This is a genomic window from Priestia sp. TRM10, assembly GCF_057808375.1.
On sequence record NZ_JBJZOT010000015.1, the window covers coordinates 603,137 to 629,439 of the forward strand.

Here is a 26,303-nt window from a genome sequence, read left to right on the forward strand (position 1 = left end):
CAATGACTAAAAATGACGTTTCAGTTCTTATTATTGAAGATGATCCAATGGTACAAGAACTCAATAAAACATTTATTAATAAAGTGCAAGGATTTACAGTCGTTGGAACAGCAAGCAATGGTGAGGAAGGGTTAGAAAAGCTAAAGGAACTGGATCCAGAGCTTGCCCTTCTTGATATTTTTATGCCAAAGCTAAACGGTGTTGCAACACTACAAAAACTGCGAAGCGAAAATTTCACAACAGATATTATCGTTGTTTCTGCTGCAAAAGATGGTGAAACGATCAAAAAAGTGCTCCAAAACGGAGCCATTGATTATATTATGAAGCCATTCACGTTTGAACGCCTTCAGCAAGCGCTTGAAAAATATCGAAACTATCAAAAGCGAATAAACACGGAAAGCACGTTATCACAAGAGCAGCTTGATTCTATTTTATATTCATCATCGAAAAAGGAAAACTTTTCTTCTCTTTTGCCAAAAGGACTTAATGAATTTACGCTCACTGTTATTGTCGATTATTTAAAAAAGCAAAGGGAGCCACACTCAGCTGAAGAAGTTGCCAACGGTGTCGGTATTGCCCGGGTAACAGCCCGACGCTACTTAGATTATTTAGAAAAAACAAAAGCCGTTAAAATTGATATTCAGTACGGAGGCGTTGGTCGCCCTATTAACCGCTACCTTTATGATGAAAATCATTACTAGAAGACGGACCTGTAAGAAAAGAGCTTCAGCATGCTGAAGCTCTTTTGGTTTACCTCAAAGCCATTTCTGTTAGTCTATTTCTCGACAATCTTTCGGGAGATTTCCTTCTCTTATTCATTCTTCGATCATTCGAAAAAAAGAGCGTTTTGCTTTTTTAAGTTTTAAAAGAAAAGGTTAAGACCAAAAAGACCAAAATGTCCGATAAGTTCATAAAATGTTCAAAATTATTTGAAAGCGATATCATTTATTTATAGAGTTGTTGATTAAGGGGACAAAGGGGATGAAAGACGATGAAGAGACTTTTTAAAAATTTAACGTTTCAAGTGCTAACAGCCATCGCGCTGGGTGTGCTTGTTGGGCTTATTTGGCCAAACATCGGAAAAGAACTAAAGCCGCTCGGCGACACGTTCATTAATGCTGTTAAAATGGTTATTGCTCCTATTATCTTTTTAACGATTGTGCTTGGTATCGCAAAAATGGGCGATATGAAGAAAGTTGGAAAAGTTGGCGGAAAAGCATTCATTTATTTTGAAGTTGTCACAACGCTCGCACTTGTAATTGGACTCGTTGTAGTAAACCTTGTAAAGCCTGGAGCAGGTCTTGATTATGATTCACTTGATAAAGGAGACGTTTCAGCATACACAACAGAAAGTGGAGAAGCAAAAGGCATCGACTGGATTGAATTTGTGACTCATATTGTTCCTTCTAATATGGTTGATGCATTTGCAAAAGGTGATATTTTACAAGTTCTCTTCTTCTCTATTCTATTCGGAGTAGGTTTAGCTGCAATTGGAGATAAAGGAAAAGGCATTATTGACTCATTAGATAAACTTTCACTCGTATTCTTTAAAATTATTGGTTATGTGATGCGCGCTGCCCCGATTGGAGCGTTTGGAGCTATTGGTTATACGATCGGGCATTTCGGATTAACATCCCTTCTGCCGCTTGCAAAGCTTATGCTCTCTGTTTACATTACAATGTTCTTATTTATTTTTGTTGTTCTTAATATTATTTGTAAAATGTACGGCTTTAGCTTATGGAATTACTTACGCTTCATTAAAGATGAAATTTTAATTGTACTTGGTACGAGCTCTTCTGAATCTGTGCTTCCTCGTATGATGAATAAAATGGAGCGCTATGGCTGTTCAAAATCTGTTGTTGGTCTTGTTATTCCAACAGGGTATTCTTTTAACCTTGACGGAACGTCGATTTATCTTTCAATGGCTGTTGTCTTTTTAGCGCAAGTGTTTGGTGTGGACTTAACGATTGGTCAACAGCTTATGATTATCCTTATTCTTATGCTAACATCAAAAGGCGCTGCAGGAGTAACAGGAAGTGGATTTATCGTGTTGGCCTCAACACTTGCAGCACTGCAAGTTATTCCACTTGAAGGTCTTGCTCTTCTTCTAGGCGTTGACCGCTTTATGAGTGAAGGACGCGCAATTGTAAACTTAATCGGAAATGGAATTGCAACAATTGTCGTAGCGAAAAGCGAAAATGAGTTTGATCGTGAGAAAAACGTTGAAGCCATTAAAGAAATCGGCAATAAAATTAAGCCAGCAAGCTAAAAAAACCCCCGTTGCTCTTAAAAGCGACGGGGATTTTTTAGCTGCTATAGCTTCCGCTACGGTAGCGACCTTTATAATGGCGATGGCCATATTTTGAATGTCCTCTTTTATAATCACTGCTTGAGTACGAACGTCCTCTGTAGCGATCACTGCTTGAATAACGTCGGCTTGGTCTACGGTGACGACGATCGCTGCTTGAATAGCGACGGTCGCTTCCCATCATACTTTTCAAAAACTTTTTAAACATACTTTTCCCCCCAATTATATGAGATTGTATATCATCATATGCTAAATTCTCTAAATGAACAAGGGGTTTACACGTTAAGTTTTTGTAAAGATTATTTCAATTTTCTTATAAACAAAACACTTCAGCTTTTTAAGCTCTATATTTGCGAACAAATTGGTGAAAAAATAAGCCAAAGAGCACAAGAATAATAAGAGAACCAAGCGCAACTCGGCTTGCTAGGTTTCCGTAATCCGCTAACAGGAGCGTAATTGTCCCATATAAAAATGGACCGATAACAGACGACACTTTTCCTGAAAAAGCGAAAAGACCAAAAAACTGACCGCGTTTTTCTTGAGGCGTAAGTTCAATAATAAACGTGCGCGTTGTTACCCATAGCGAACCAAGTGACACCCCAAAAAGGCTTCCCGCCACCCAAAATAGCGCAGAATTTGTTGCGACAACTGCAAAGGATAGAGCCACGATTAAAATGATACCAACTGCTACAATTGACTTCCATGCTCCCCACTTTTTGCAAATAAATCCGAAGACAAATGAGCCGATAATGCTAGCAACTGTTGAAACAAGATAAAGTAAAATAAATTCCCCTGCTCCAAAACCAACAATTGCGGTTGAGTAAACAGACATCATCGCAACAGCAGTCGCAATTGCATCATTTAAAAAGAAGTACGCAATCATAAAATAAAAGATTGCTTTATAACTTTTCATTTCTTTGAATGTTGCGATGATATCACGGTATCCGCTCCAAAATGAAGCTTTTTCTACCTTTTTCTCCACTTCTTTTTCTTTTGTAAAAAAGATAAAGGGAAGAGAAAACAATAAAAATAAGAGCGCTGTTGGAATGAATGCTTCATGATAATTCCCGCTGCTCACAAATGGATAAATGGATAAGCCAACTAGTGTACCAATATAGCCAACAGCAGTTCCAAATCCGGAAACAACCGCCATGTTTTCTTTTGTACTAATATCAGCTAAAATCGGATCGTAAAACACAAGGCTTGAGTTATAAAAGAACTTGGCAATCACAAAACAAATGATTACAAGAATTAATGAAAGCGGCAGTCCCCCAACCGTTCCACCCCCATCTCCCATAGCTAAAAATCCCATCATCATCGTAAAAAAGACGGAAATAAGTGTAAATGCCGTCACATACTTTTTCTTTTTGCCCGTTCTGTCAATAAGCACCCCGAAAAGCGGGGCAAAAATGACAAGAAAAAAACTAGACACAGCATTTGCATAAGAAATGAACGTGCTTGCAATCTGGTTCATTCGTTCACTGTCTCCCACAACTTCCTGCAGATAAAATGGAAAGAAAATGGTTGTAATATTGGAAGAGAAAATCGTGTTTGCAAAATCGTAAAGCGCCCATGACAAAATCGGCAGCATCATAAAAAGCTTGAAGTTGCTTTTTGGCATCATTTCACTTCGCTTTTTTTCTTCTTGTAGCATACTTCTACCTCTTTCGATTTTTTATAATATATTCGAATTTCTCCCCTTAATTCCCCTTTTGATTCTCATTACTTTGACAATGCTCAACGCAAAAAACTGCTGAGAACATATGCCTCAACAGCCAATAGCTGAAAAAAAACCTAATATATGTATTATATCTTAAATATTCCAAAATGAATATTTAAGTTTCAATTTAGAACATATAGACCTATTTGTTATAAGTCATCTAGTTCTTTAGACTTCCTCCTCCAATTATGAAGTGTATAATAGTGTTTATTCTATGGAAAATATGAGAGAGGATAACTTGTGGATTGTTTTTTACAAAAGAGGTGTTGTTCAATAGCTTTTTGTTTCTTTTTCCTTTTACATACCATAACTATCGTATTTTCATTTAGCTTAACGAAAGCTTCTCTCCTCCTTCTGATGAGAAATAGATATAAACTATACTAGATTACTTTATGCTGTTCACAGTCAGCACAAAGCCCTTCAATTGTAAGGCTAAGGTTTAATGGTGTAAAACCGGCAAACATGTCCGCACATTTCGCAAACATTTCTTCTTCTTTGCTGCTAAAATCAAGGGTAATGCCGCACCTTATACAAGATATTCCATAGCGATACAATTGCCTCGTTACAATCTCATAGCGGGACTGACCAGCCTCTTCTTTAATTTCCCTTACAACGCTAACGTCCTTTAAAAGAGCTAAATTAGTATTAATCGTTTTTTTCGTCACGTTTGGAAACTTTACCGCCATATTTTGAAAAAGACGCTCTGCTGTTATCGGCAGTTTTGTCTGCAACAAATGCCTAATGATGGCTGCTCGCTGAGGCGTTAGTTTGACTCCTTTTTCCTTTAGCTTGTTTTTGTAAAAATTCAGTTCTCCGTTCATTTTCTTCATCATCTCCTTTTTTTAGAGGGGCAAGTAAGGAGATCCCCTACTTGCCTCCCTTTCTATTTTTAGTGCATAGACGTTAAGACCCACACACTTCCCACTACAATAATAATGGCAATGAGACCTGATGCAATCATTTTCCCAATTTGCCAAAGCTTGTGCTCTCCTTCTGAAATATGCATAAACATAAACAACTGAATGGCTGCTTGAATAAACGCAAGCAGGAACACGAGTGCAACAATGGTTTGGACTGATAAATTTGTGTACAACCCAACCCAAACGGCTAGAAACGTTAGCGCAATCGATAATAGAAAACCTAATACGTGTGACCACGGAAAGTGACTATGTTTTTCTGTTTTTTGTTCCATTATTTCACCATCCCTAATAGATAAACGCTTGTGAAAACGAAAATCCATACAAAGTCTAAGAAATGCCAGTACAAGCTTGAAACAAATACTTTTTTCGCTGTATGCGGTGTTAGCCCTCGCTTCATCACTTCAGCGATGATCAGGATCATCCACCCTATTCCAAGCGTTACGTGAAGCCCATGCGTTCCTGTTAACACATAAAAGGAAGACCAGTAGGCATTTGTCCCAATTGTCGCACCTTCATGAACAAGATGGATAAATTCCATCACTTCCATGTATAAAAATCCTCCACCAAATAGAAGTGTCACAAGGAGCCAAATGAGCATTCCTTTCCTATTTCCTTTACGCATTTCATGAATCGCCAATCCACATGTGAAACTGCTTGTTAATAGAATAAGCGTCATCGCGATTGTATTATTAAGATCAAAAAGGTCGCTAGGCAGAGGTCCTCCTGCTGTTCCACCTTCTAACACAAAATAGGCGGAAAAAATCGTAGCAAAAAGCGCAACTTCTGCTCCTAAAAAGATCCAAAATCCAAATATATTTAATCTCCCAATTCCCGATTTATATTCTAAAGGGACGTTTTCTTCTCCAGCGTTACTAACCTGTGCCATTTTCTCACCCTTCCTTATGGAACGGCTGTTCCGCTTCCGTAATTTCTTCAACACTTACATAGTAGCCTTTATCTTCTTCAAAGGAACGAACTGAGCGAACGAGCATACAACCGAGTATTCCCACTGCGCCTAATATTGCCATCCACCATAGTTCAAAAACAAGAGCAAAACCAGCTACAAAGAAAAATCCACACATAATAGGAGCTGTTCCTGTATTGCTCGGCATATGAATAGGCTCATAGTTTCCTTCTTCTTTTTGCCTTCTCTTTGTTTGCTTTTTCGCTCTTTGCTTCATATCCCAGAACGTATCAATATTTTGGACATGAGGGATCTTCGCAAAGTTGTAGTGAGGCGGAATAGACGTTGTTGTTGCCCACTCAAGCGTTCTTCCGTCCCATACGTCTCCTTCTGTTTCTCTAATCGCATAGCGGTGGCTGTAATAAATGTTGTATACAAATACAACGAATCCAAGTCCCATTGCAGCGGCACCAACGCTTGATGCAACGTTTAGACCTGTCCAACCATCTTCAGGAGCGTACGTATACACGCGGCGCGGCATACCATCAAACCCTAGAATGAATTGTGGAAGGAAACATACGTTAAAGCCGATTGTAAACAACCAAAACGCCCATTTTCCAATTCTTTCGTTCATTTTGTAGCCAACCATTTTCGGATACCAGTAAATTAGACCAGCAAAACAAGCAAAGGCAACACCTGCAATTAATGTGTAATGGAAATGTGCAACAAGGAAATACGAGTTATGATACTGAAAATCCGCTGCTGCCATGCCAAGCATAACGCCTGTTACGCCTCCGATTACAAACGTTGGAATAAACGCAAGTGACCAAAGCATTGGTGTTGTAAACTCGATCTTACTTTTATAAAGCGTTCCAAGCCAGTTAAACAGCTTAATTCCGGTTGGAATCGCAATGGCCATTGTTGTAATAGAGAAAATATTGTTAACAGCTGCGCTTCCTCCCATTGTGAAGAAGTGATGCACCCATACAATAAAGCTTAAAAACGAGATGACTACAAGCGAGACAATCATCGTTTTATATCCAAATAGCGTTTTACGTGCGAACGTGGCAATAATCTCTGAGAAAATTCCGAATGCAGGCAACACAACAATGTATACTTCAGGATGTCCCCACATCCAGAACATGTTTGACCAAAGCATCGGATTTCCGCCGTCTGTTAAAGTGAAAAAGTGCGTACCAAACAGGCGGTCAAACGTCATCAATGCAAGCGTAACCGTTAAAATCGGAAATGCGAACACGATAATAAATGACGTAATTAATGTTGTCCATGTAAACATCGGCATGCGAAGCAGCGTCATGCCAGGAGCACGCATTTTAATGATTGTTACGACAAAGTTAATTCCCGTTAAAAGCGTACCAATTCCTGAAACTTGCAGACCGAGTAAATAATAGTTAATACCAGGTCCTGGGCTTCCTTCAATTGCTAGTGGCGCATAGTTTGTCCATCCAGCATCAGGAGAACCTCCAAAAACAAAGGAAATGTTAAACAAAATCGCTCCGCTAAAGAAAGACCAGAAGCTTAAGTTATTCAAAAACGGAAAGGCAACATCTCTTGCCCCAATTTGTAGGGGAACCGCAAAGTTCATTAGCCCAAGTAAAAAAGGCATGGCCATAAATAAAATCATAATGGTTCCATGAGTTGTAAAAATCTCGTTGTAGTGGTGAGATGATAAAAAATCATTGTTTGGAACTGTAAGCTGCGCTCTCATTAATAAAGCGTCAACTCCGCCGCGGAAAAGCATAAGTAAAGCGGCTAAAATGTACATAATTCCAATTCGTTTATGATCAACGGTTGTGATCCACTCTGTCCAAAGCCACTTCCATTTTTTAAAATATGTAAGAACAAACAAAATCCCAATCGTTGTCAGCAAAATCGAAATGTTCGCTCCGAGAATGAGCGGATCATCAAGAATTAAGTGCTCTTTAATAAAATCAAACATCATCTGTTCCTCCTTTCCTAGTGATGAGCGTGCGATCCATGGTTCGAATGCTCATGTTCGTGTGAACCTTCTTCCCTGTCTTCAATCGGTTCTTCAATAAGTCCGTGATCCGCTCTTACTTTCAACGCATATGTTGAGTTAAGACCATGATCAACGAAATCTAAGTGCGTTGATGAAAAAGTGGTTCTCTCTGCTGTATCAGGAAGCATGAGCTTTTGATACGTTTCCTCAGTTAGCTTTGGAGCCGTTTCTTTTGTTTCCTCCACCCAACTGCTATACTCTTCTTCATTCAGCGCCACAAAGTCGAACTGCTGATGAGCCATTCCCTCTCCCGTAAAGTTCGAGTTTCGGCCTTCATATGTACCAACTTCGTCAGCTTGTAGATAAAGGTCATTGACCATGCCAGGCATTCCGTACACTTGCCCGCCAATTTGCGGCACCCAAAAAGAAGCCATTGAATCAGCTGCCGTTATTTTGAATAAAACCGGATGATTTTCAGGTACGTTTACGTAATTGATTGTTTCGATTTCTTCTTCTGGATAGCTAAAAATCCACTTCCAGTCAACGGCCGTTGCATGGATAACAATCGGCTCTTTATGCGCTGTAGATTTCGGTGCTTCTTTTAAATCATAAAGAGCTTTCGCATTTGGAATCGAAAGAGCAATAACAATTAAAAGAGGAATAAGGGTCCAAATGATTTCAAGCTTCGTGCTGCCGTGCAAATTTGGATCATAATCGCGGTCATTGAAGTTTTTTCGATTACGATACTTTATAATCACAAACGTAAATACAGCAAAAATGATGACAACAATAGCAAGCATAAAATAAAGGGAAAAGATAATAAGGTCTTTTTGAATCTCCCCAACCGGTCCCTTAGGATCTAACACGATAAGATCACTGCGAACTCCAAGTACAGTAATAATAACGAGTGAGATTAAACTACTTATTACAATCAACCATGCTTTACGATTTTTGAACATGGAATTTCACCTTCCTTTCTAATGTCTCGAATGAAACAAGCTCGGATTCCATCAAATTGTATAAAAAAAGAAAAGTAAGTGATAGCGATTAAAAGGCCTTTTTTCACTTTTCAATAATTCGACAAACTTCATTCATAAATCGGTAACAACTCTGGATTTAACCCCCATTTAAATCCCTCTAGGGGGGGATATTATTTTCATCTCCACTCTTAAAAACACCTATAAAATGAACTATAAATTTAATTTATCTTTCACTTTATAAATTAAAAAAACTAAGCTTTTTTCATCAAAAAAGATGCCTCTTAAAAAGGCATCTTTTTGGTTTCCTTCCATTCTTTTAAACTCATCATTTTAAAGTTCTCTTTAACGTTATGACTTAGTGGTGAAATCAACTCAATTGAATTTCCATCAGGGTCACTAAAATAAAGAGCGGCATGTGCTTGCGGACTGTTCGGTAAAACGAGCGGCTGTCTGTCTGACCCAAATCCAAACGCTGTTCTTACTTGAATTCCCCTCTCTTTCAGCCAATCTTTAGCAGAATCCATATCTTCCTGATCAATGTGGAGAGCAATGTGGCGAAGGGATGCGTGATATGGAATGTGAACTTGCTCGGTTTCCCAAAGTCCAAGCCAGCTTTCTCCTTTTTTGATCCAAAAGAAAGCTAGTTTCTCTTCACGAAAGGCAATCTCTAAGTCCAGTTTTTTATAAAACTCAATCGATTTTTCAAGATTTGAAACAGGTAAATGTGCTTCATACAATCCTTTAATCATTCAAAACTCCTCCCTTTTATAAAATAGACAGTAAGATTAGCCATACTTAGCACAGCTATGATTAAAAAAAGAGAAAAGATCTCCTGCCCCGTTTAGTTCATCAGCTAATACGCCCATTCTATACAAAAAAAGAACGGATATTGTAATAGAGAGAACGGAAAAAACGGCAACTAAAAAGCCGCTAACACGCCGAGAACGCTTAATCACAGTAAGAAAAAAGAGCACTCCAACTAGCGCAACGATGAGGAAAATCAACAGGGGGCGAAAGAGCGTAATTGTTTCAAATTAAGCTATCATAAAGCACCTCACTTTTTTCAATATGTTAACACAAATTGAAAATTATCACTTTTAAAGAGCTCAAAAAAAGACCTCCAGCAAAACTAGAGGCTTATCGTGCTAATCCATATCTTTTTCTTTCCTTGAACGCACAGGAAAGAATATTATCTATTTTAAATGTCCGCTTTTCATGGCGAAGCAAACACCAAGCTTTTACTTTTGTTTCGTTTATCTCATATACAATGATGGAGCGCTGTGTAATTGAGCCGTTATCCGCCATATAAATAATCTCAAGTGGTTTCTTCGACTCTGAACTTTGTTGTAATAACCGCAGCATAATTGTTCAACTCCTTATGCTTCAATTATAACGAACAAATGTTCTATTATCAACAAAAAGACCTTTTCTCATATAACAGAAGGATGGTGTAAAAAGTCCGCTCTTAAAGAATGGACTTTTTACACCTTCTATTTAAAGAGAACCCTAGGAACTTAGCCTTTTTTCTTATTTATTCATTCTATATAGAGGAAGGCTAGCACAACTTAATTTCTTACTTTGTAGCATTTGGTTGAGTAAAAGCTCCTCTGTACTTTGCAGCAGGATGACGTTCACTAAGGCGATTTTCCCCAAAAAGTTGATGGCGTAAGGTTTCCGGCTGTACGTGTTGTTCACGAGCTAGACCTCTTTTACGAAGAACAGGCATCACAGAACTGATAAATTCCTCATATGACCCTGGGATTGTTACATTAATCACATTCACTCCGTCCACTCCTGCTTCTTGCCAAAGCTCAAGCTGATCTGCAATCGTTTCTGGCGTTCCGACGATGCGTGAATTTCGACTTCGTAATTTGGCTAAGTCTCTTACAGTGGGAGTCCGTCCCTGTGTACTTTGCTTGAGCCATTGAAATGTGCTTTGAACTCCTTCTGTTTTCACATTTTCAAGAGGTGTATCTAAACTGACGTTTCCTAAATCAATGCCCATTCCGCCTGCCATATGAGCAATCATCATGTCATAGTCTATCTTTTGTTCTAATTCTATTTCTTTTTGTCGCGCTTCTTCTTCGGTTTCCCCAATAACAAAAGAAAGGCCCTGATAGAAGCGAATATCATAAGGATCGCGACCATACTGAACGGTAAGGTTTCTTGTCTCTTCAATTAGCATTCGAGCATTGGCAGGATCAGGGGATACAATGAAGACGGCTTCTGCATGTTGAGCCGCAAAATCCCTGCCAGCTGCTGAAGATCCCGCTTGAAAAAGGACGGGCGTGCGCTGGGGCGATGGTGAAACAAGGTGAGGACCTTCTACGTTATAACGTTCGCTAACATGATTAATCTTATGAATTTTCTGCGGATCAGCGTGAATTCCGCTGTCTCTATCTTGTAAAAGAGCGTCCTCCTCCCACGAACCTTCCCATAGCTTATACAGAACATCTACATATTCATCGGCCCATTGATAGCGGTCATCGTGTGAAACCAATCCATCATATCCGAAATTTCGAAAGGCGTTTTCAAGCGAACTTGTGACGATATTCCACGCAATTCTTCCTTTTGAAATATGATCAAGGGTAGAAACACGCCTCGCAAAGTTAAATGGAGGCTCTTGAAGCGGTGCTGCAGTGAAAGCTAGGCCAATCTTCTTCGTATTCACAGCCAAAGCGGATAAAAGAACCATTGGATCGTTGCTTGGAATTTGCAAACCGTTGCTTGCATGGTATTCCCACCCTCCTCGGTGATTCCCATATAATCCAACAACATCTGCAAAAAAGATGGTATCAAACCCACCGTTTTCAAGCTTTTGTGCTAGTGAAACCCATAGCTCTACATCATTAAAGTTTAATTGATGACCTTCCTTATCCCGCCATAAGCCGTGAATAATATGAGAAGCCGTATTCATCACAAAGGCAGAAAACGAAAGTGGTTTAGACATTATTTATCATCTCCATTGTTTAACTTATCGATTTATTTTGGAATAATGTGCTTTACGGAGCTGCGAATACTCTCCACTGTTAGTTCACCAGAAGATTTTTCAACAATTTCTCCCTCTTCGTTGATAAAGAAGGTTACCGGAATATTTAGAATGTCGTACTGATCCACAACTGAACCTGTTCTGTCTAGCAAAATAGGAAAATGCAGTCCGTATTCCTGAACAAAAGGTTTAATAATGACTCTTGGTTCATTTGCGTTAACAGCAAGTACTTCAATTCCCTTATCCTTGTACTCTTTGTAAATATTATTTAAATGAGGCATTTCTTTTTTACAAGGAGGACAGTATGTTGCCCAAAAGTTAAGAATAACTCCTTTTCCTCTAAAATCTGAAAGACTCACTTCGTTACCGTGCAAATCTTGAAGCGTAAAATCAAAAGCTATGTCATTAAGATCCGCACCTTTAGCAACGTTGTGTTCATTCTTAAAAAAATTAACATAAACCGTGTAACCTAGGCCTAGTAATAAAACTAGAATCACCAGACTCATGAGGAGAGAACTACTGAACTTTTTCATTCTATATTTTAAGATACTTCTCCCTCCTCTCCGTTTGTAACAGATAAAAATATCCCTTTCATTTCATGCTGTTCTTTATAATCTACATGTACAATCACTTGTTTTTCTCCTGGTTCTAAAAACTTAGTGTCTAACACATACTTTCCTTCCTCTAGAACATTTGGTGAAACCATACCTAAAGATGCGCCGTTTTCAATAATTTCAAACTGTACATAGGCATCATCAATTTTTTCAGCTCCGTATGTGACAGAGGCTGTTAAACTAGCTGTATTATTAATTGTTAGTTTTGTAGTATCGCTGTTTAAGGAGACCTTTAGTGCTGGAGTCTCTCCCGGACTGTGAGCAATACTAGACTGTGAGCAGCCTACTAATAATAGTGATATAAATAGAATTAGAGTTGTTCTCACATCATAACTCCTTGTCTCACGTACTTTTTCGATTAAGAACATTACCTGTTTATCCTGCTTCATTTTTTAAATTCGTCCAAAATAGAATACGTTTCTTAATTCGCTCAAACGTAATCATAATGATTAAAATAACAAGACTATTAAAAATCAAACCTGATATAACTAAATCATACTGAGTGAAATCGGTATAATACTGAATAAAATACCCCATGCCTGCTTTTGCACCAAACATTTCGGCCGTCATTAAAACTAAAAAACATAAGCTGAGTGACTGTCCGATGCCGTTTAAAATGAGCGGTGAACTTGCTGGAATAATGACTTTAAAAATTAAATCACGTTTTTCAAGACCAATCGTCTTAGCATTGTCCCAATAGTGATTATCGATTAATAACACACCTTGAATCGTTCCTAAAAAGATGGGCCAAAAGGCAGCTATAAATAAAATTGACATAGAAGCCAGTTCAAACGTTGGTAATAACGCGATTGCATAAGGAATAAACAAAGTAAGCGGCAGTGGACTAAATGCATTGAAAAAAGGCGTTAAAATTTTTCTCGGCTTTGGACGCGTTCCAAAAAACAAGCCTCCACTGATTCCTAACACTAGAGCTAATAAAACACTTGGCACTAGTAGTTTCATTGAACTTAAAAATCCTTGAAAAAGTTCAAATATCGCTCTAAAAAAAGCAGCGGCCACAAGATGAGGAGACGGAAAAATAAGTGGACTTAGCCAATCTGTAAAGTTAGTGATATAAATCCATAATCCGATTAAAGCGAAAGCAATGGCTATCGAGTAACTATACGTACTTAAAAACTTTTTCATAGAATGCCTCCTTTAAATTAAGACTGTAAATTCTGCTTATTAAACCGGTTAAGAACCTTTTTATAATAATCATCATTAGGGTTTTCTTTAATAAGTTCATCTATAGCTTCTTCATACATAGACAAATTAAAGTGATCATCTAAATCAATGTTACCCACGTTTTTTATATAGCCAATGTCTTGCATTTTCCCCCATGTATTCACAACTTCCTTTTTATTTGGATCTGCTGAGTTGATCAAATGCTTTTCGTTGACGATTTCGTTCACTCTTTCTTCAGGCAGTTGCTTAAACGTTGGCTTTGATGCTTCTAAGTTTTTCTTCGGATCTTCTAATTTTACTCGCTCTGCTTTTATAAGAGCTTTCATAAACTTTTTGTATGCTACAGCTTTATCACTTGAAATATTTCCTCTGACCGTAACGCGGCAGCAAAGATCATTTTGACTTAAATCATTGCTCCAAAAAATAGGTTTCAGCCCGATTTGTTCTGTTTTAGTCAAATGTCCCGTATTGGAAAGACCAACATCTACCTTCCCAGATTGGACCGCCTCAAGCACATCTGCTACGCTTTTCACTTCAACAAAATCTACATCTTTATGAATATCAATTCCGGCATCATCAAGCGCTGATTTGAAAATAACATCAAGAGTTCCTAGTCTAACCGTCGCTATTTTCTTTCCTTTGAAATCTTCTAATGTTTTATATTTGTTGGCATTTTCTTCTTTCGTTACAACAGGTTGTCCACCTTCCATATGTCCTCCAATGAATGTAAAATCCGCTCCTTGGGCAATGTAGTTCAGCGGTCCTGCTGTACCAAAAGTGAGAGCAATATCAATTTTTTCAGAGTTTAGAGCATCTAACCCTCCACTTGTAAAGGAAATCATTTCAACTTTTAAGTTTTCATCTTTAAAAAACCCTTCAGCTCGAGCAATATCTGCTAAAGGTGCTCCGTATAGCTGACCGTATCCGACTCTTAGTGTGGAACTTTCCTTACCTGACGCTGCATTTTTTTCTCCGCACGCCGCTAACGCTAAAACAGAAATCATCAAAAGCCCTATTATCCAACGTCTGCTTCGCAATCCCTTACCTCCCCTTCTCCTCCTCATTTAAATTCCTGCTCCATACGGCTGAACCGTCTCGTTTTGTTCGAGTTTCTTAAATATTCCATTGTTCATCACGTGTAAAATTTCATTTCTAAATTTAATAAATTCCTGGCTCTCGATTAACATCTTTCGGTCTCTTGGCTTCTTAAAAGGTACGTCAATAACTTCTGCTATTTTGCCCGGAGGACCAGGCGTAAACATAACAATACGATCGGCTAAAATGATGGCTTCCTCTGCGTCATGTGTAACAAATACTACAGTGCGCTGCTGATCGCGATTTACTTGCAGAATAATATCTTGTAATTGAATTCGTGTTACGGGATCTAATGCACCAAAGGGCTCATCCATAAACATTAAATCTGCTCCTAATGATAGAGCCCTTGCAATTGCTGCCCTTTGTCTCATCCCTCCTGACATTTCACCAGGATATTTTTTCCCGGCATGCCCTAACTGTACTAATTCAAGGTATTGCCCAGCTAAGTGTGCCAGTTCTTTTTTAGATTTGGATTTTTTCATCGTTCTTTTCATTGCAAGAATAATATTTTCTTCTGCTGTCAGCCAAGGAAATAGCGAATAGTCTTGAAATACAACCGCACTATCTGGCAACGAAGTTTTCGTTGATACAGAATCAACGAAAACTTCACCACTCTTCGGCTGTGCTAATCCCGTTAACAATCGAAGCAGAGTACTCTTCCCAGAACCGCTAGGACCCATTAATGTAATAAACTCTCCTTTTCTAATAGTGAGATTAATATCTTGTAAAATATCAACTCCTTCATAACTAAAAGAAAGAGATTTAGCTTCAATTTTGGTTTGAAATGCCTTCTGTTTTTCTCTTACCTTGTAAACTTCTTGAATTACTTTTGCCATATTCATCCTCCAACCTTTTTTTATATTTCACGTCATAAAAAAGAACCAGGAACATTACTCTTTACAGCAATGTTTCTGGTTGACCAGTCAACAAAAACCTATAACCCTATCAAAATAGTAGGTTTAATATAATTAATTTTGCTTTGCTTACATTAATCTAATGATCATTTCCCTTCTTCCCAAAGTTCTAGAGGTAAACCTAGCAACTCTTTTCCAATTTGCTCTCGAGCAATGTTATTAGAAGGGGCCATAGGAATTCCTCCGCGTGCATCTCGGTAAATGCGTTCAAAAGTTCCTTCTATATATCCAAAGCCTCCTGCGACATCCATCGCAACTCGTGCTGCAAAATCGGCTAATTCTGTTGCTTGTACTTTTTGCTCTTTTATTTCGGAAGCAAGGGAAAGGGAAGACTCATTTAACGCACGTAATTCATCCAACCGCCTTGCCAAATCGAATTGCCATGCTCTCAAACCTGTAATGCGAATTTTTACTTCAGCTAATTTTTGCCGAATGACTCCATAATCGGCTAGACTCTTGTTGAAATCTCGATGAATTGTTCTTGTTGTGTGGGCAACTGCAGCGTCAAGCGCCCCTTCGGCTACACCTAGCCAAACAGCATTTAATCCTATTGCTACTCCTGTCCCATTTAATACATCTAACCCGTCTGCTGGCAATAGATCTTGGTAACTTACTCTTACATTCTCAAACGTTAATGGACCACTATGATTTCCTCTTACACCAAGTGCTTTCCATGGCTTTGCTATGATTCCGTCCTTGTGGCCGTCTACAATGAATGAGCTATGCTCCTTAGGATCACGGCTACCCGCAGTACGGGTTTGCACAATATAAAAATCTGCCTGCCCTCCACTTGTTGTAAAGGACTTTTGAGCATTAATAATATACTCTGTTCCATTGTCTTTCGCTTGGCTCCTGTTATACCAAACATGACCTCCTGTTGCTTTTTCACTAATGGACAGAGTACCTAAATATCCTCCCCTGATTTTAGGTAACCATCGCTCTTTTTGACTTTGACTACCAAAAATATTAATAGCTTGAACAGCACCAACATGCATAGCATACACGAGACCTGTTGACGCATCTACTTTTCCTATTTCTTCAGCCGCAACCGATAATCCCACATAGCCAAAGTCTAATCCTCCCCACTCTCTAGGAATAGTTACAGAATTCCACCCTTCACGAGCTAAGTAAAGTAAGTTTTCACGAGGAAATTGACCTGTTTTATCAATCATTTCAGCATTAGGTTTTATTTTTTCTTCAATAATAGGCTTTATCATGGCTCTCATTTTCTCAATCGATGATGGTGAATAAACAGGTCTATCTTTTGATATGTTGGTCATTTTTATATCCCTCTGTTTCTATTAGATATTAAAAATACACTTGTTTGATCGGAAGCTCATTACCATTCACTACATAATCACCGATTGCTCGTGCTTTGTAGACCGTTGGATTATGAGAAGCAATCGTACGAATATTGCGCCAGTGGCGGTCAAGATTTGCTGACTGTCTTGTGGCAGAGGCTCCTCCAACTTCAAATAGTCTTGTCGCTGCTTGCAAAGCAATATTGTCTATCATTACTTTCGCTTGTGCAGCTTTTACTGAAGCTTCATGACTTAAAGCATAATCAATATCACCTTCAACAGCTGAAGCTACCGCCTGATCTAATGCTTCAGCAGCTGTAAGTACAATTGCTGAAGCTCCAAAAGCACTGCTCGCTATTTCCCCAATGATTTGCTGAAGCTGTGGATCTTCTGACGGCGTATTCGCAGTTGCAAAACTGAATGTTCTTTTTCTGTTTTGAACCAAAGCTGCCGCATCTGTCACTACGTTTTGCATAATTCCTGTAATAACCGCATGCAAATACAGCTGTAAATAGGAATTAAATGGCGTTTTCTTATCGTACGTGCCGGCGATTTCTTCTTGTTTAACTAAAACGTTGTTGAAACAGGTTGTTCCACTTCCCGTGAGTTTTTGACCAATACCGTCCCAATCATCCTCAAGAATGACGCCCTCACGATTTGTTGGAATAACAACGGATAGAGCCGTTTTATCTATAGCCGAAGCTGTAACAAGAACAAAATCAGCATACAGCGTGCCTGTACTAAAATACTTTGTACCATTTAAGCGATAATCACCTCCATCTCGAGATAATTTTGTTTCAAATACTTTTGTTCCTACATTTTTGGAGGAAAGCTCAGTTGTTGCATTTCCAACAATGTGACCCTGAGCTATTTTTTGTAGCCAGTAATCTCGCTGCTCATCTCTAGGGGCGATAAGTAAATTTTCCACAAAGGAATAGTGGGCGCGAAGACTATGAGCAACGTCTGGATCAGCTTCTGCTAATTTGATAATCACTTCAAAGAGTTCGCGAATACTCGCCCCTCCTCCACCATGTTCAATCGGTAACCGTAAGGCACCTAATCGTGATTGTCTAATAACATCCCATGCAAGATATGGATGTTCTTCACTGTTAGCATCTCTTCGGTCTTTCGCATCTTGAGCAATTATAGAAATTAACTCATTAAGTGCGGGTGTATGAAATCTAACAGGTTCAGTAAACAGATATGAAGATTTTTCACTACTTTTTCCGGCATCAACACTGACGTTTAAATTTCTATAGTTCGTCATATTCTATTTCTCCCTTAGCTTTGATTTACATAGATAGCATATTACTCCAATATGCATTGTTGATCATATAAAAAAACACCCTTTTCCCCCTATCAACAGTGAGAGAACAGATGCCTTTAGTTGCCTAATCGGACCACTATTTAATTTTAAGTTGAAAACTACATTTCACACGCTACTAGCTTCTTAAGCTTATAATTGATAGTTCATATTTCTATATTGAGAACCTACGTGTTCTTCTGACAAGCGTGCCCTTCCTTTACCAAATAATTTCTCCCTTAGCGTTCCTTCTTCGTACTCTGTTTTTACTAACCCACGCTCTTGTAGTTCGGGAATAACAAGCTCAACGAAATCCGCAAATGAACCAGGTGTCACTGTATAAGCTAAGTTAAAGCCGTCAATATCTGTTTCATCAATCCATTCTTCAAATATGTTAGCAATTTGCTGTGGTGTACCAACAGCAATAGGTCCCATTCCACCAATACCAGCGAACTTAGCCAGCTCCTGGACGGTCCACGTTTTATTTGAACTATATTTCGTAAGCGATTCTAACATTGATTGAACAGCTTTTGTTTCTATATACTCAATTTCTTGATGTGAATCCCATTTTGAAAAGTCGACTCCAGACCACCCGCTTAGTAATGAAAGAGCGCCTTCATAGCTTATATAGCTTGAAAGTTCTTCGTACTTCTTCCAAGCTTCTTCTTCTGTTCTTCCAACAATAACGGTAAACAAGGCAAAGACTTTTAAGCTTTGTGGATCTCTTCCTTGCAAGCGGGCTTGTGATCTCAAATCTTTTACATAAGCGGCAATAGAGCTTTTTTCAGGTCCAGAAATAAATGTGCATTCAGCATGCTTAGCAGCAAATTTTCGTCCTTTTGATGATCCCCCTGCTTGATATAAAACAGGAGTTCGTTGCGACGAAGGCTCACATAAATGAATACCAGGAACATTGAAGTATTTACCATGATGGTTAATGGCATGGACTTTGTCGGGATTTGTAAAGACTTTCTTTTCTTTATCCTTGATAACGGCGTTCTCTTCCCAACTGCCTTCCCATAATTTATAGCAAACTTCAACATATTCATCAGCAATGTTATAACGCTCTTCATGCTGAATTTTATGACCTGCATCAATGTTTTTCATTCCACTTTCTAAATAAGAGGTCACAATATTCCAGGCAATTCGCCCATTTGTTAAATGATCCAGCGTTTTCATTCTTCTGGCGAATGTATAGGGATGTTCAAATGTTGTAGAACAAGTAATTCCAAAGCCTAAATGCTCTGTTGCATGTGCCATTGCAGAGACAAGCATCATTGGATCATTGACAGGAACTTGTGTTGCTTCTCGAACGGTGACTGTCTTATCTGCCCCGTAGACGTCATATATTCCAATTACATCCGCTATAAACAGGCCATCAAAACGTCCCTTCTCTAATAATTGTGCTAGCTCGATCCAGTAATTAATATCGTTATATCGATGTGATTCGTCATCTGGATGTGTCCACAGACCAGGAGATTGATGAACAACACAATTCATATCAAAAGCATTTAAATATATTCTACTTTTTTTCATATTTCGGCCCCTTTACTTTTCAATTCTTTACGAATTTGAACCTTTCTCAGTAAAATCATTTAAACAATGTAAAAGTAAATATCACCTGTTTATTTTTTCTATTTACCCACATTTGTTGTTTGCTTCTCTATACTTTCTTTATTTGCAGCAACTCCACCAAATGGACTAATAAAGGTCCGCTCATTTTCATCATAATGATGATTTAGCGATAGTTTTGGAAAGAGCAGCTCTGCCGTACGATACGCTTCTTCTAGGTGAGGGTATCCTGATAAAATGAACGTTTCAATTCCTAAATCAGCATATTCTTTCATTCTCTCAGCTACTGTATCAGCATCTCCTACTAGAGCTGTACCTGCTCCTCCCCTCACTAGACCAACTCCTGCCCACAGATTCGGGCTTACTTCAAGCGAAGATCGATCCCCTTTATGAAGGTCGCTCATTCGTTTTTGACCTTCTGAATCCATTCTTGAAAATGCTCTCTGTGCAGCTTGAATCGTGGCTTCATCTACATGTTCAATGAGCTCTTCAGCAGATTTCCACGCTTCTTCTTCGGTTTTTCTTACAATAACGTGCAGGCGAATGCCAAATCGCAACGTTCTGCCCTTTTTGGCTGCTTTGCTTTTCATCGTTTCAATTTTTTCTTTCACTTTCTCAGGAGGTTCTCCCCATGTTAAATACACATCTACATGATTAGAGGCAACATCCATTGCAGCGGGAGAAGATCCTCCAAAATAAAGAGGCGGATATGGCTTTTGCACCGGAGGATATAGCACTTCTCCGCCTTTGACATTAAGGTAGTTTCCATCAAAATCTACATCTGATCCGTTTAACGCTTCTCTCCAAATTGATAAAAATTCATCTGTTAATTCATAGCGCTCATCATGATTTAAAAACAATCCATCTCCAGCTAGTTCAACAGGGTCTCCTCCTGCGACAACGTTGACTAGCAATCTTCCTTTTGAGAAGCGATCAAATGTAGCAGCCATTCGGGCAGATAAAGTAGGCGATGTTAGTCCTGGACGAACTGCAACAAGAAACTTCAGTTTTTCGGTGACAGGTGCTAGCATTGACGCTGCAATCCATGCGTCTTCACATGATTTTCCTGTTGGTAATAGCACCCCGCTGTATCCTAACGTATCTGCAGCTTGGGCAATCTGTTTGCAGTATGAATAGTTGACTGGACGCGTTCCCTCAGATGTGCCCAGATAACGCCCATCTCCGTGTGTTGGAATAAACCAAAAAATCTCCATTTCCCTCTTCCTTTCTTCTATTAATTTAAGAAATTAGTATGTAAAAAACAAAAGAGGCTCACCAAGCGAACGATATGTTCTTCGCTTAATGAGCCTCTGGATGACCAGACGGAATATTTGTATTAAATGTTATGACCATGATAAGCTAATTATTCCCATTTGTAAAGTATGAATTGAAACTAAATTTTCTTTATCAATTTATGTTCCGTAAGAAGGCTAAGAAGCATTTTCGCTAGCTTACCTTCCTTTCGCAAGCGGAGTGCATCTTTTAACGTATGTTTCATACCCTTTTCTCCATCAAGAACTTTTCGTTTCATCCTCTAGTTCCTTTACTCGTTTTTCGAGCTTCTTCACTTTAGACTGTAGTTCTGTAACAAATATAAAGGCTGCGATGGCAAGTGCAAAACCTGCATACTCCATTTTTATTCCTCCTTAATCCTTATGCTTCGTAATATTTACGGGTAAGAAAAGAAAGGGTTTCAAAATAACCCTTTCCTTCCACCCCTTTGGTATCTAAAATCTGTTATACTATGCTATAAAATAATAACGCGAAAGCGAGGTTACGAGGTTGGACTTATTATCTTTACTTTCATTTCTAGGCGTTGCTGTGCTTCTTACCCTTATGCCTGGGCCTGATAACTTATTTGTGCTTGCCCAAAGCATTGCCAAAGGAAAAAATGCCGGCATTTTTACAACGCTTGGTCTTTGCACAGGACTGCTCGTTCATATTACGGCCGCAACGATTGGACTTTCAGCACTTGTTTATCAATCTTCTCTGGCTTTTTCAATTGTAAAATATGCAGGAGCCGCTTATTTACTTTATTTAGCTTATAAATCGTTCCGTGATAAAAGTACGCATGTGACAATGAATAGCGAGGATTCATTAGAAAACAAATCGCTCTACAAAAAAGGCATCATTATGAACGTTTTGAACCCAAAAGTATCGCTGTTCTTCTTAGCACTTTTTCCGCAGTTTATTAACTACGATAGTTCTGTTACACTGCAAATGCTTCTGTACGGATTTACGTTTTTAGTTCAAGCGTTCGTTATTTTTGCGCTTGTTAGCTTTTTTGCTGAAAGAGTTGGACGCTTTTTACGTAAAAGCCCAAAAATTTCTCGGAAAATTAATGCTTTGCAAGGCTCTTTGTTTACAATCATTGGAGTGAAAATAGCGTTTACTGAAAAATAACACCTTACTAAAAAGCGCCATTCGTTTGTACGAACGGCGCTTTTTATAATCAGCAGCATGCCATTATTTCATCCTATTTAATAGATTAATAGCGATAATTCCCCTCGTATTTTTCTTATCTTTAATAATAAGCGATGCGTGATCTTCATCTTGCCAATAGACGTTAAAAGTGTCTGGCTTTACGTTTTTTCCTTCATTATCTATGTTTATACGAAATGAATAGCGAGGACTCCCTTCTTTCTCATAGTAAACTTTAATACCTTGCTCACCGAAGAAAGAGAGTAGTTTTCCTTCTTGCACAATTTCCACCTTGCTCATATTCATGAGAGATTGACTTATAATAATTGATCTTTCTTTTATATAACGAGGATACACAAAGGCAATAAAGGGAATTGAAAGAACGAGAACAATTGTCAGCGTCACGATAAGGATTTTGTCTCTCTTTCCTTTTTTTACAGCTCGCTCAAGAGGTAGGTCTTCTTTTTTAAGAAAATCGAACTCTTTCTTTTCCCTACTTCTTCTATGTAAAAAAGCACTCCACCAATATATTAAATAGAGATAGCCTATTAAAAGAAAAACAGCGGCGAAAGAACCCTCATGCAGTCTTTCTATAAGGTTTTCTATGTTTTGTCCATTTCCATTCATATGACAAAGTAGAAAAACAGCAATCATAAGAGCGATAAACGAGCGTTTTCTACTTTTTCTCCTAACAAAACTTACGATAACACCCAAAAGTGTAAGAAAAGGTAAGTAGGTTGTAAGCAAGATAACGAGTATCCATAAAAAATGAATGTAGGTCATAATATGTCCCCTCTTTTAAACGATGCAAATAGACACGTGTTCAATCTTATCTTGCCATACTTTATTCTTATAGAACTAAGACGTGAATTTCATATGAAATTCACGTCTTAGTTCTATCCAAATGAACGAAGTGTAAGCTGAGCGATCAAATATAGCATTTCTTGCTGTGACACATCGCCATTTTCAAGCTTTTCTTCCCATACTTCCGGCTTTTGAAGAGGTAGTTTATCTTTTACTTGTTGGAATGTTGTATATAAGTTTTGAATTTGATAGTCTTGGAAATCTCCTGCTCTTTTTGCCATGACCATTGCATCTTGACGTTTGGCTTCATCTTGTGGACGTGCTCCGTTGGTAATTCCACGTTCAATCGCTTCATTCACTTCTTCGCGTGCAGCAGGATCTGCTGGTAACTTACTTTTATCCACTTTTGGTTCCTCCTTTGCCGGGTCTTGTGCTGGCGGTGTTGTTGGTTTTGGCGCCGGTTTCGGTGCTGGGGTTGGCTTTGGTTTTTGAGAAGCTTTATATACTTCATCAAGCTTTGCTAATGTAAGTGCTCCTGCAATACCGTCAGCTGTTAAACCGTATTTTTTTTGAAATGCTTTTACCGCTTGTTCTGTTCCCGCTCCATAATCTCCGTCAACCCCACCTGAACCCACACTAAATCCAAGTGCCTGCAGTTTTCCTTGCAACCCTTTTACGAGCGTCCCGCTATCTCCTCTTTCAAGATAGTTTTTCGGAAGTGGTTGTGAAGGAGCAACAGCTCCACCTGATGGAGGTCTTCTTCCTGCTTGAAGCTGCGAAAGTGTTAATCCAAAGGTATACTGAAAGTGTGGAAGATCTTTAAAAGATCGCCATGCTCCTCCCCATTCAAGTCCAAGCTGCTGACCTAATTTTCCGACTCTATTATAATCATTTCCTGTCCATACCGCGTTTTGGTTTTCATCAAAAATGGCAATATCAAACGCTAACCCATAGTTATGGATCGACTGACCTCCTCTTGCATTTGTGACGATTTTCCCTGGCTTTGTCCGCCCTTGTTCATATAGAGCATTTTGTTCTGTAAAAGTACGAAGTCCTTGTGTAACAGCAATATTAATTCCGTTTCTATATGCAAGTTTGATAAGCTCAATGGCTTTTGCTGCCACTGTAGCATTTACCCCTACTAGCCGCTTTTCCGAGCGCTCTAGCAGATATTCCAAAGTAGTGGCTGGCATATGATTCACTCCCTAGTTGTTTGACAATGTTGCCTTCTCTCTTTCCTACTTAAAAAAGAATGAAGGAAATAGAGCTCTCTATAGCTCAATTCTCATGTCTATTACTACATTCTATTCAAAAATGAGAGAGTCGTGTTATCTAATTTTGGAATATAGTTTTTTAAAAAGAATGAGGAAAATACTATAGGAATAAAAGATTTATAGGCTATAAATGAAAATCCTTTTAAAATTTGTCGAAGAAGAAGGCTTTAGAAAGAGGAAAGTGAATATTTGTAAGGAAAATGTAAAGATGATACGCTATAATAAGTTTATTGAAAGGAGGACAGCATCATCTTTATAAAATAGATGAGAAATCAGAAAGAGACAGATAAATACTATTTCTCATTATCTACCATACATACCTTTACAGCTTCACATCTAATAGATTTACAAAACTTAAATTTTTAGATTATTCAAAATAATCATTCCTTTTACTTAAAACGAAACATTATACCTAGAAATGTAAAAATTGTCATCTTTCAATATCGATTATGATAATGGTATAATATTTTATTGCAGCCATTGATAACTTAATGAGAAAACGAGTGAAATGCACATTAAAAAAGCCAGTAAAAAGGAATCAAACAAATGTAATTAAGATTACGGCGTGCTGACATGGTCAAACGCTATGATGTTACGAGAAAGAGGGGAAACAGATGCAAGAACAGAAACTGGCGAGAGGTTTAAAAAACCGACACGTACAACTAATAGCAATTGGTGGAGCGATTGGAACAGGGCTTTTCCTTGGAGCTGGAAAGTCCATTCACCTTGCAGGTCCATCAATTTTATTTGCTTATATTATTACAGGAATAATCTGCTTTTTAATTATGCGCTCGCTTGGAGAATTACTTCTAACAAATTTAGAGTATCATTCTTTTGTTGATTTTGTACAAGATTATCTAGGAAATATGGCAGCCTTTATTACCGGCTGGACCTACTGGTTTTGCTGGATTTCCATTGCAATGGCAGACTTAACGGCAATTGGACTTTATACACAATATTGGTTCCCAAGCGTTCCGCAATGGGTTCCAGGATTAATTGCGCTTGTGATTTTACTAATTATGAACCTTGCCACTGTCAAACTTTTCGGTGAGATGGAGTTTTGGTTTGCTTTAATTAAAGTTATCGCAATTTTAGCTCTTATTGTGATTGGGCTTTTCATGATTTTAAAAGGCTTCTCTACTGACTCAGGGCCAGCTACATTTGCAAACTTATGGAATCACGGCGGCATGTTCCCTAATGGAATGAGCGGCTTTATCCTTTCTTTCCAAATGGTTGTCTTTGCCTTCGTTGGAATTGAACTTGTTGGTCTTACAGCAGGTGAAACAGAAAACCCGGAAAAAGTTCTTCCAAAAGCTATTAATAATATCCCGCTTCGTATATTAATTTTCTATATTGGAGCACTTATTGTGATTATGAGTATTTATCCATGGAATGCTATTAATCCAGCGGAAAGTCCGTTCGTACAAGTTTTTGTTGCTGTTGGAATTGTAGCAGCTGCAACTATTATTAACTTTGTTGTGTTAACATCTGCTGCTTCTGCATGTAACAGTGCTATCTTCAGTACAAGCCGTATGATGTACTCACTCGCTAAAGATAAAAACGCACCAGAAGCATTAGCAAAACTTACAGCAAATAAAGTTCCTTCAAATGCGCTGTTTTTCTCAGCTATTGTTGTTTTAATTGGCGTTGTTTTGAACTATACAATGCCTGAAGGCGTCTTTACGCTTATTACAAGTATTTCAACTGTTTGCTTTATTTTCATTTGGGGAATCACGGTTATTTGTCATTTGAAATATCGCAAAACAAAACCAGATTTAGCGAAAGTGAATAAATTTAAGCTTCCGCTTTATCCATTTTCAAACTATTTAATTCTTGCTTTTCTTGCCTTTATTATTGTCGTATTGGCACTTGCAGAAGATACAAGAGTCTCGTTATTTGTTACACCTGTTTGGTTTATTTTGCTTATTGTAATTTACAAAGTTCAAGAGGCAAAAATAAAGAAAGATGTAGCAGCGAAAAAATAAAAAGAAAAGGCGTAACCTACTTTAATAGGTTAC

The 26,303-nt window shown here is 38.4% G+C and carries 26 protein-coding genes; 4 read left to right on the top strand and 22 right to left on the bottom strand.

The genetic code is table 11. The features are described from left to right. The first annotated feature begins 2 nt into the window (after positions 1–2). Together ACK3CR_RS19845 and dctP are read left to right on the top strand one after the other, a co-directional pair. Positions 3–701 carry a response regulator gene (locus tag ACK3CR_RS19845; RefSeq protein WP_488976030.1) on the top strand — a complete coding sequence of 233 codons (699 nt, stop codon included), beginning with the start codon at positions 3–5 and terminating at the stop codon, positions 699–701. Positions 702–991: 290 nt separating this feature from the next. Continuing rightward, complete coding sequence (gene dctP, locus ACK3CR_RS19850; RefSeq protein ID WP_268584048.1) at positions 992–2,269, top strand: C4-dicarboxylate transporter DctP; 1,278 nt, start codon at positions 992–994, stop codon at positions 2,267–2,269. Positions 2,270–2,306: 37 nt separating this feature from the next. Here dctP and ACK3CR_RS19855 read toward each other — a convergent pair whose 3' ends face one another. The 20 genes from ACK3CR_RS19855 to ACK3CR_RS19950 all read right to left on the bottom strand — a co-directional run bounded on the left by ACK3CR_RS19855 (position 2,307) and on the right by ACK3CR_RS19950 (position 21,420). Next, on the bottom strand, positions 2,307–2,516 hold the full coding sequence (locus ACK3CR_RS19855; protein WP_328122215.1) for a hypothetical protein: 210 nt from the start codon (positions 2,514–2,516) through the stop codon (positions 2,307–2,309). Between the two features lie 129 nt (positions 2,517–2,645). Beyond that, on the bottom strand, positions 2,646–3,962 hold the full coding sequence (locus ACK3CR_RS19860) for an MFS transporter (protein ID WP_419182608.1): 1,317 nt from the start codon (positions 3,960–3,962) through the stop codon (positions 2,646–2,648). A 446-nt stretch (positions 3,963–4,408) separates the two neighbouring features. Then, positions 4,409–4,849, bottom strand: coding sequence for a Fur family transcriptional regulator (locus tag ACK3CR_RS19865; protein ID WP_328122217.1), 441 nt, complete (start codon positions 4,847–4,849; stop codon positions 4,409–4,411). 68 nt (positions 4,850–4,917) lie between these two features. Further along, positions 4,918–5,220 (bottom strand): cytochrome aa3 quinol oxidase subunit IV, encoded by a 303-nt coding sequence (gene qoxD / locus ACK3CR_RS19870; RefSeq protein ID WP_243518378.1) that lies wholly within the window; start codon positions 5,218–5,220, stop codon positions 4,918–4,920. Continuing rightward, positions 5,220–5,834 (bottom strand): cytochrome aa3 quinol oxidase subunit III, encoded by a 615-nt coding sequence (gene qoxC, locus ACK3CR_RS19875; protein ID WP_061801629.1) that lies wholly within the window; start codon positions 5,832–5,834, stop codon positions 5,220–5,222. Before qoxC ends, qoxD begins: the two co-directional genes overlap by 1 nt. Before the next feature lie 4 nt (positions 5,835–5,838). Further along, the gene (gene qoxB / locus ACK3CR_RS19880) at positions 5,839–7,812 is read right to left on the bottom strand and encodes a cytochrome aa3 quinol oxidase subunit I (RefSeq protein ID WP_488976216.1); all 1,974 of its coding nucleotides are present in this window, start codon (positions 7,810–7,812) and stop codon (positions 5,839–5,841) included. Between the two features lie 17 nt (positions 7,813–7,829). Next, positions 7,830–8,792 carry a cytochrome aa3 quinol oxidase subunit II gene (gene qoxA / locus ACK3CR_RS19885; protein WP_243518375.1) on the bottom strand — a complete coding sequence of 321 codons (963 nt, stop codon included), beginning with the start codon at positions 8,790–8,792 and terminating at the stop codon, positions 7,830–7,832. Positions 8,793–9,094: 302 nt separating this feature from the next. Further along, the gene (locus tag ACK3CR_RS19890; protein WP_328122218.1) at positions 9,095–9,562 is read right to left on the bottom strand and encodes a VOC family protein; all 468 of its coding nucleotides are present in this window, start codon (positions 9,560–9,562) and stop codon (positions 9,095–9,097) included. A gap of 388 nt (positions 9,563–9,950) precedes the next feature. Continuing rightward, positions 9,951–10,175, bottom strand: a complete 225-nt coding sequence (locus ACK3CR_RS19895) for a hypothetical protein (protein WP_061801634.1) — start codon at positions 10,173–10,175, stop codon at positions 9,951–9,953. A 211-nt stretch (positions 10,176–10,386) separates the two neighbouring features. After that, positions 10,387–11,763, bottom strand: a complete 1,377-nt coding sequence (locus tag ACK3CR_RS19900) for an LLM class flavin-dependent oxidoreductase (protein ID WP_488976033.1) — start codon at positions 11,761–11,763, stop codon at positions 10,387–10,389. 32 nt (positions 11,764–11,795) lie between these two features. Further along, a complete protein-coding gene (gene resA, locus ACK3CR_RS19905) occupies positions 11,796–12,335 on the bottom strand; it encodes a thiol-disulfide oxidoreductase ResA (protein WP_488976034.1) in 540 nt (179 codons plus the stop codon). A gap of 8 nt (positions 12,336–12,343) precedes the next feature. After that, complete coding sequence (locus ACK3CR_RS19910) at positions 12,344–12,742, bottom strand: hypothetical protein (RefSeq protein ID WP_488976035.1); 399 nt, start codon at positions 12,740–12,742, stop codon at positions 12,344–12,346. A gap of 49 nt (positions 12,743–12,791) precedes the next feature. Further along, the gene (locus ACK3CR_RS19915; RefSeq protein WP_488976036.1) at positions 12,792–13,562 is read right to left on the bottom strand and encodes an ABC transporter permease; all 771 of its coding nucleotides are present in this window, start codon (positions 13,560–13,562) and stop codon (positions 12,792–12,794) included. A gap of 17 nt (positions 13,563–13,579) precedes the next feature. Continuing rightward, on the bottom strand, positions 13,580–14,638 hold the full coding sequence (locus ACK3CR_RS19920) for an ABC transporter substrate-binding protein (protein ID WP_488976037.1): 1,059 nt from the start codon (positions 14,636–14,638) through the stop codon (positions 13,580–13,582). A gap of 27 nt (positions 14,639–14,665) precedes the next feature. After that, the gene (locus tag ACK3CR_RS19925) at positions 14,666–15,532 is read right to left on the bottom strand and encodes an ABC transporter ATP-binding protein (protein ID WP_488976038.1); all 867 of its coding nucleotides are present in this window, start codon (positions 15,530–15,532) and stop codon (positions 14,666–14,668) included. 164 nt (positions 15,533–15,696) lie between these two features. Beyond that, positions 15,697–16,890, bottom strand: coding sequence for an acyl-CoA dehydrogenase family protein (locus ACK3CR_RS19930; protein WP_328122225.1), 1,194 nt, complete (start codon positions 16,888–16,890; stop codon positions 15,697–15,699). Positions 16,891–16,918: 28 nt separating this feature from the next. Beyond that, a complete protein-coding gene (locus ACK3CR_RS19935; RefSeq protein WP_488976039.1) occupies positions 16,919–18,178 on the bottom strand; it encodes an acyl-CoA dehydrogenase family protein in 1,260 nt (419 codons plus the stop codon). A gap of 189 nt (positions 18,179–18,367) precedes the next feature. Further along, positions 18,368–19,750: an LLM class flavin-dependent oxidoreductase gene (locus tag ACK3CR_RS19940; protein WP_488976040.1), complete on the bottom strand. Its 1,383-nt coding sequence runs from the start codon at positions 19,748–19,750 to the stop codon at positions 18,368–18,370. Positions 19,751–19,848: 98 nt separating this feature from the next. Continuing rightward, positions 19,849–21,000, bottom strand: a complete 1,152-nt coding sequence (gene ssuD, locus ACK3CR_RS19945; RefSeq protein ID WP_488976041.1) for an FMNH2-dependent alkanesulfonate monooxygenase — start codon at positions 20,998–21,000, stop codon at positions 19,849–19,851. Positions 21,001–21,297: 297 nt separating this feature from the next. Then, positions 21,298–21,420, bottom strand: a complete 123-nt coding sequence (locus ACK3CR_RS19950; protein WP_276517233.1) for a hypothetical protein — start codon at positions 21,418–21,420, stop codon at positions 21,298–21,300. 148 nt (positions 21,421–21,568) lie between these two features. Between ACK3CR_RS19950 and ACK3CR_RS19955 the strand changes: the two genes are divergently transcribed. Continuing rightward, entirely contained in the window at positions 21,569–22,189 is a 621-nt protein-coding gene (locus ACK3CR_RS19955; RefSeq protein ID WP_243518350.1) for a LysE family translocator, read from the top strand. A 63-nt stretch (positions 22,190–22,252) separates the two neighbouring features. On the opposite strand, the gene ACK3CR_RS19960 is transcribed toward ACK3CR_RS19955, so the two are convergent. Continuing rightward, complete coding sequence (locus tag ACK3CR_RS19960) at positions 22,253–22,990, bottom strand: hypothetical protein (protein ID WP_430237473.1); 738 nt, start codon at positions 22,988–22,990, stop codon at positions 22,253–22,255. 113 nt (positions 22,991–23,103) lie between these two features. Then, positions 23,104–24,204: a peptidoglycan-binding protein gene (locus ACK3CR_RS19965; protein ID WP_488976044.1), complete on the bottom strand. Its 1,101-nt coding sequence runs from the start codon at positions 24,202–24,204 to the stop codon at positions 23,104–23,106. 695 nt (positions 24,205–24,899) lie between these two features. On the opposite strand from ACK3CR_RS19965, the gene ACK3CR_RS19970 reads away from it, so the two are divergent. After that, positions 24,900–26,270: an amino acid permease gene (locus tag ACK3CR_RS19970; RefSeq protein ID WP_243518344.1), complete on the top strand. Its 1,371-nt coding sequence runs from the start codon at positions 24,900–24,902 to the stop codon at positions 26,268–26,270. Positions 26,271–26,303 lie beyond the last annotated feature (33 nt).

What these genes read in the sequence shown, in the direction of transcription:
- ACK3CR_RS19845 (WP_488976030.1), top strand. Translation starts at nt 3, where the DNA reads ATGACTAAAAATGACGTTTCAGTTCTTATTATTGAAGATGATCCAATG.
- dctP (WP_268584048.1), top strand. Translation starts at nt 992, where the DNA reads ATGAAGAGACTTTTTAAAAATTTAACGTTTCAAGTGCTAACAGCCATC.
- ACK3CR_RS19855 (WP_328122215.1), bottom strand. Translation starts at nt 2,516, where the DNA reads ATGTTTAAAAAGTTTTTGAAAAGTATGATGGGAAGCGACCGTCGCTAT.
- ACK3CR_RS19860 (WP_419182608.1), bottom strand. Translation starts at nt 3,962, where the DNA reads ATGCTACAAGAAGAAAAAAAGCGAAGTGAAATGATGCCAAAAAGCAAC.
- ACK3CR_RS19865 (WP_328122217.1), bottom strand. Translation starts at nt 4,849, where the DNA reads ATGAACGGAGAACTGAATTTTTACAAAAACAAGCTAAAGGAAAAAGGA.
- qoxD (WP_243518378.1), bottom strand. Translation starts at nt 5,220, where the DNA reads ATGGAACAAAAAACAGAAAAACATAGTCACTTTCCGTGGTCACACGTA.
- qoxC (WP_061801629.1), bottom strand. Translation starts at nt 5,834, where the DNA reads ATGGCACAGGTTAGTAACGCTGGAGAAGAAAACGTCCCTTTAGAATAT.
- qoxB (WP_488976216.1), bottom strand. Translation starts at nt 7,812, where the DNA reads ATGTTTGATTTTATTAAAGAGCACTTAATTCTTGATGATCCGCTCATT.
- qoxA (WP_243518375.1), bottom strand. Translation starts at nt 8,792, where the DNA reads ATGTTCAAAAATCGTAAAGCATGGTTGATTGTAATAAGTAGTTTAATC.
- ACK3CR_RS19890 (WP_328122218.1), bottom strand. Translation starts at nt 9,562, where the DNA reads ATGATTAAAGGATTGTATGAAGCACATTTACCTGTTTCAAATCTTGAA.
- ACK3CR_RS19895 (WP_061801634.1), bottom strand. Translation starts at nt 10,175, where the DNA reads ATGCTGCGGTTATTACAACAAAGTTCAGAGTCGAAGAAACCACTTGAG.
- ACK3CR_RS19900 (WP_488976033.1), bottom strand. Translation starts at nt 11,763, where the DNA reads ATGTCTAAACCACTTTCGTTTTCTGCCTTTGTGATGAATACGGCTTCT.
- resA (WP_488976034.1), bottom strand. Translation starts at nt 12,335, where the DNA reads ATGAAAAAGTTCAGTAGTTCTCTCCTCATGAGTCTGGTGATTCTAGTT.
- ACK3CR_RS19915 (WP_488976036.1), bottom strand. Translation starts at nt 13,562, where the DNA reads ATGAAAAAGTTTTTAAGTACGTATAGTTACTCGATAGCCATTGCTTTC.
- ACK3CR_RS19925 (WP_488976038.1), bottom strand. Translation starts at nt 15,532, where the DNA reads ATGGCAAAAGTAATTCAAGAAGTTTACAAGGTAAGAGAAAAACAGAAG.
- ACK3CR_RS19930 (WP_328122225.1), bottom strand. Translation starts at nt 16,890, where the DNA reads ATGACCAACATATCAAAAGATAGACCTGTTTATTCACCATCATCGATT.
- ACK3CR_RS19935 (WP_488976039.1), bottom strand. Translation starts at nt 18,178, where the DNA reads ATGACGAACTATAGAAATTTAAACGTCAGTGTTGATGCCGGAAAAAGT.
- ACK3CR_RS19940 (WP_488976040.1), bottom strand. Translation starts at nt 19,750, where the DNA reads ATGAAAAAAAGTAGAATATATTTAAATGCTTTTGATATGAATTGTGTT.
- ssuD (WP_488976041.1), bottom strand. Translation starts at nt 21,000, where the DNA reads ATGGAGATTTTTTGGTTTATTCCAACACACGGAGATGGGCGTTATCTG.
- ACK3CR_RS19950 (WP_276517233.1), bottom strand. Translation starts at nt 21,420, where the DNA reads ATGGAGTATGCAGGTTTTGCACTTGCCATCGCAGCCTTTATATTTGTT.
- ACK3CR_RS19960 (WP_430237473.1), bottom strand. Translation starts at nt 22,990, where the DNA reads ATGACCTACATTCATTTTTTATGGATACTCGTTATCTTGCTTACAACC.
- ACK3CR_RS19965 (WP_488976044.1), bottom strand. Translation starts at nt 24,204, where the DNA reads ATGCCAGCCACTACTTTGGAATATCTGCTAGAGCGCTCGGAAAAGCGG.
- ACK3CR_RS19970 (WP_243518344.1), top strand. Translation starts at nt 24,900, where the DNA reads ATGCAAGAACAGAAACTGGCGAGAGGTTTAAAAAACCGACACGTACAA.